The sequence below is a fragment of the Noviherbaspirillum pedocola genome (assembly GCF_016632335.1).
Classification (GTDB): domain Bacteria; phylum Pseudomonadota; class Gammaproteobacteria; order Burkholderiales; family Burkholderiaceae_D; genus Noviherbaspirillum_A; species Noviherbaspirillum_A pedocola.
The window spans coordinates 1-3,971 of record NZ_JAEPBG010000059.1 but is presented as its reverse complement, the minus strand read 5'-3'; the positions used below and the strand labels follow the sequence as shown (position 1 = coordinate 3,971).

Annotated in this window: 4 protein-coding genes and 1 pseudogene; 3 read left to right on the top strand and 2 right to left on the bottom strand. The window is 56.4% G+C overall.

Features of this window, described 5'->3' with window-relative positions:
- The 3 genes and pseudogenes from JJB74_RS32810 to JJB74_RS32800 form a co-directional block, all read left to right on the top strand.
- Positions 1-119, top strand: a pseudogene (locus JJB74_RS32810) (IS5/IS1182 family transposase); the annotation flags it as partial.
- Positions 120-137: 18 nt separating this feature from the next.
- Positions 138-2,426: a 5-methyltetrahydropteroyltriglutamate--homocysteine S-methyltransferase gene (gene metE / locus JJB74_RS32805; RefSeq protein ID WP_200598743.1), complete on the top strand. Its 2,289-nt coding sequence runs from the start codon at positions 138-140 to the stop codon at positions 2,424-2,426.
- A 116-nt stretch (positions 2,427-2,542) separates the two neighbouring features.
- On the top strand, positions 2,543-2,773 hold the full coding sequence (locus JJB74_RS32800; RefSeq protein ID WP_200598742.1) for a hypothetical protein: 231 nt from the start codon (positions 2,543-2,545) through the stop codon (positions 2,771-2,773).
- A 244-nt stretch (positions 2,774-3,017) separates the two neighbouring features.
- Here the strand turns inward: JJB74_RS32800 and JJB74_RS32795 are convergent, their stop codons facing one another.
- Together JJB74_RS32795 and JJB74_RS33620 are read right to left on the bottom strand one after the other, a co-directional pair.
- Positions 3,018-3,449 carry an NUDIX hydrolase gene (locus tag JJB74_RS32795; RefSeq protein WP_200598741.1) on the bottom strand — a complete coding sequence of 144 codons (432 nt, stop codon included), beginning with the start codon at positions 3,447-3,449 and terminating at the stop codon, positions 3,018-3,020.
- 171 nt (positions 3,450-3,620) lie between these two features.
- Positions 3,621-3,971 (bottom strand): hypothetical protein (locus tag JJB74_RS33620; RefSeq protein WP_234485058.1); only part of this gene is annotated, 351 nt, incomplete at its 5' end.

The window sequence follows — 3,971 nt, the reverse complement described above, 5'->3', positions numbered from 1 at the left end:
GGATGAACCGATTCCGCCGCGTTCTGATTCGTTGGGAAAAGCTGGCGAAAACCTATCTTGCGTTTCTTCATTTGGCGTGCGCTGTTATTACCTGGCGTGCAATTGGCCTACTGGAATAGGCTCTTAGGGAGCGATGCATGACAACTATCCACAACCTGGGTTTTCCGCGCGTCGGCGCGAAGCGTGAACTGAAATTTGCGCTCGAGTCGTACTGGAAGGGTGAGTCCTCGCAAGACGCGCTGAAAGAGATCGGCGCGCAGCTACGCAAGCGGCACTGGGCCAACCAAGCTGGCCTGGATCTTGTGCCGGTCGGCGACTTTGCCTTCTATGATCAGGTACTCGACATGAGCTTCACGCTGGGCAATCTGCCTGAGCGTGTGCGCGGCTTCCACGGCGATGCGCTGGACAACTACTTCCGCGTAGCGCGCGGCCGCTCTACGCAACGTACAGAAGCGCATGCTTCCTGCTGCAGCGGCGTTGCCGCCGGCGAGATGACCAAGTGGTTCGACACCAATTATCACTACATCGTCCCCGAGTTCACTGCAGCCACCGAGTTCAAGCTGGATGCAACGAGACTGCTGGAACAGCTCGCCGAAGCCAAGGCTCAAGGGGTAAAGGCCAAGCCTGTCATTATTGGGCCGGTTACCTACCTGGCACTGGGCAAGACCAAAGACCACTCCGACAAGCAGGCGCTGCTGCCGCGCCTGCTGCGCGTGTATTCGGCGCTGCTGGACACCTTGGCTGCCCAAGGGGTGGAGTGGGTCCAGATCGATGAGCCCATCCTCGTGACGGAACTCGACGCGAACTGGCAACATGCGTTCAATACCGCCTACCATGAGCTGAAGGCCTGCAAGGTCAAGCTGCTGCTGGCGACATATTTCGGCCAACTCAAGGACAACGGCTATCTGGCGGCGAATCTTCCGGTCGATGGCTTGCACATCGATGCTGTCAACGGCCATGAAGACGTGCAGCCGCTGATCAATCTGCTGCCGCCTCACAAGGTCCTATCGCTCGGCGTCATCAATGGCCGCAATATCTGGAAGACCGACCTGAGCGCCGTGCTCGACTGGCTCCAGCCTATTGCTCCACGCCTGGGAGAGCGCTTGTGGATTGCCCCATCATGTTCGCTGCTGCATGTCCCGGTCGACCTGGAGAGCGAGCAGAAGCTGGATGCCGAGATCAAGTCGTGGCTGGCATTCGCTCTACAGAAGCTCGATGAACTGCGGGTTCTGGGAAAGGCTCTACGCGAAGGACGGGATGTCGTTAAGACGGAACTGGCTGCCAATCAGGCCGCTCTGGCTGCGCGCCGCGCCTCTTCTCGCGTGCACAATCCCGCGGTGAAAGCCGCAGTCGCCAAAGTCGATGCCACGCATGGCCACCGCAACAGTGTCTACACCGAGCGTGCTGCAAAGCAGGCGGCATTAATGAAGCTGCCAGCCTACCCGACCACCACCATCGGTTCTTTCCCGCAAACTGCGGAAATCCGCCACGCACGCAATGAATACAAGGCTGGCCGCATGGATGATGCCAGCTATAGGAAAGCGATGCAGGCCGAGATCGCGCGTAGCGTACGCGAACAGGAAGCACTGGGGCTGGATGTCCTGGTACACGGTGAAGCCGAACGTAATGACATGGTCGAGTATTTCGGCGAGCAGCTTCAAGGCTATGCTTTTAGCCAATTCGGCTGGGTGCAATCCTATGGCTCGCGCTGCGTGAAGCCACCCATTCTATTTGGGGACATCAGCCGCCCGACCCCGATGACGGTGGAGTGGATTAAGTACGCCCAATCACTGACCGAAAAGCCAATGAAGGGTATGTTGACCGGCCCAGTAACTATACTCAACTGGTCTTTTGTACGCGACGATCAGCCGCGCTCTATCTCCTGCAAGCAGCTTGCGCTGGCCATTCGCGATGAAGTGCTGGACCTGGAAAGGGCTGGCGTGCGGATAATCCAGATCGATGAGGCGGCGTTACGCGAAGGATTGCCGCTTCGTCGCGCGCAATGGAAGGAATACTTGAGCTGGGCCATTGAATCGTTCCGTATCTGCGCTAACGGCGTGGAAGATGAGACGCAGATTCATACGCATATGTGCTATTCCGAGTTCAACGACATCATCGCGTCAATCGCCGCCATGGACGCCGATGTGATTACCATTGAGACGTCCCGCTCTGACATGGAATTGCTGGATGCCTTCGACAGCTTCAACTATCCGAACGAGATCGGCCCCGGCGTCTATGACATCCATTCGCCTAATGTCCCGACGCAGGAGCACATCGTGCAACTGATGCAGAAGGCGGCCAAGCGTATTCCAGCGGAGCGCCTGTGGATCAATCCGGACTGCGGCCTGAAGACGCGCCAGTGGGCTGAGGTGATTCCAGCATTGAGCAACATGGTCGCAGCAGCAAAAACGCTACGCGCAGAGTAACTTCAGACCTGCGCATTAAAGGTTACGGCAATGGGCGCGCCTATTCGCATTCATTGCCATAAGTAAAATCGCCATCCCGAAGGATCCGGGATAGCCATTTGTCACCCGTGGCGTCTATGTCGGCATCCTGGCTACAACTCGCTCGGCTTGATGTGGGCAAGCGGCTGCAGCACGGCAAGGTCAAATTCTTCCAAGGGTTGCTCGTTTGCCGCTCGCTGCGGCCAATCCCGGTTGGCAAGCGCTGTTTTGCCGAGCGCGATGATATCGGCCTTGCCGTCGGCGAGTATCGCATTCGCTGCTTCGGGCTGCCACCAGCGTCTCTTTGCCTGTTAGATAGCACCCAATAGCACCCAATGTCCGCTGTGTCGTTCGAAACAGTCTTCAAGTGATTCAAACTGAGTGACTGCTCATGGCCGGCTGTTGTTATAGCTAGAACAGGGAAAAATCGCGCCAATGCCGCCATACAGTCTTTCCGAAAACGGATAAAGATCGTGTTTTCAGTTAGATGGAAACGGCCGGTGTCGGCAGGCACATGAGAAGGAAGAGCCACCCATATCCGATTCTCCGTGGATTCCACTGTCGACTCGGCCGTCACCACGCAACCGCCAAGAGGCGCTCCGCCAATCTCTGGTGACATAGATGCGTAAGGTCCTCTCGCGATGCCCAGCAATAGTCGTCCATGGCTGGCACCGGCGTACAGCCTTCCTCGCAAGGAAAACAGGTGTGGCAGTGAAGTTCGCCAAGGTCTTGGACGGCCGAGGCGACGTATGCTCTGTACAGATGTAAACGCTTGCCGGGGCGATAGGAAAAATTGCCGATTTCCTCGAAGAAATCTTCACTGAGCTGCATGCCAGTTTCTTCCCATAGCTCCCGCATGGCCGCCTGCAGTGGCAACTCTCCGATTTCTTGTCTACCTTTGGGAATATCCCAGTGGTTGGTCCCCGAGACGTGCCCGAGAATGATTTGGCCTCTCGCGTTAATGACGAGAGTACCGCATGACGTCTCGCACTGCTCAATCTCCATGCTGACTCCCTTGTATGACGTGGATCAACATCGTTCATCTGGCAACGGCAATTAAGGCAAGTGGACAGACTTCGTCTGAGAAAATTCCAAAAAACTTTATTTTTCAAGAAGGCGTGGACAAAACAATACAAGCGCTTTGGTCCAGCTTGACTTTTCAGCGATAGGCTTGGCTCAACAGTTCGTGACGCCTCGGTTCCGACCCAAATTAGTCGTCCGTGCAAAATCTCTGACGTGCAGTGACGGCAAGGGATTTGCGCGGAAACGACCCACTGAATTCCCCGAGAAACTACGATACAAGGCAGCGAAAACTGAGGGAAATGCGGGGGAGCGCGCATGGCAACCGATGACTTTTTCCGGGCAAGATTGGACCAGATGATCGACCTGCGGCATCCCCTTGTCACCGCCGGATGAATACTCCCCACTTCTGCCGTTTGAATTTTCCCCAGTTTGAACGGTAACAGCTGGCGCGGGCTGATCCCGCCAGCTGTTCACTTGCTCCACCATGTCGGCATCTTGAATGCC

What these genes read in the sequence shown, in the direction of transcription:
- JJB74_RS32795 (WP_200598741.1), bottom strand. Translation starts at nt 3,449, where the DNA reads ATGGAGATTGAGCAGTGCGAGACGTCATGCGGTACTCTCGTCATTAAC.
- metE (WP_200598743.1), top strand. Translation starts at nt 138, where the DNA reads ATGACAACTATCCACAACCTGGGTTTTCCGCGCGTCGGCGCGAAGCGT.
- JJB74_RS32800 (WP_200598742.1), top strand. Translation starts at nt 2,543, where the DNA reads ATGTCGGCATCCTGGCTACAACTCGCTCGGCTTGATGTGGGCAAGCGG.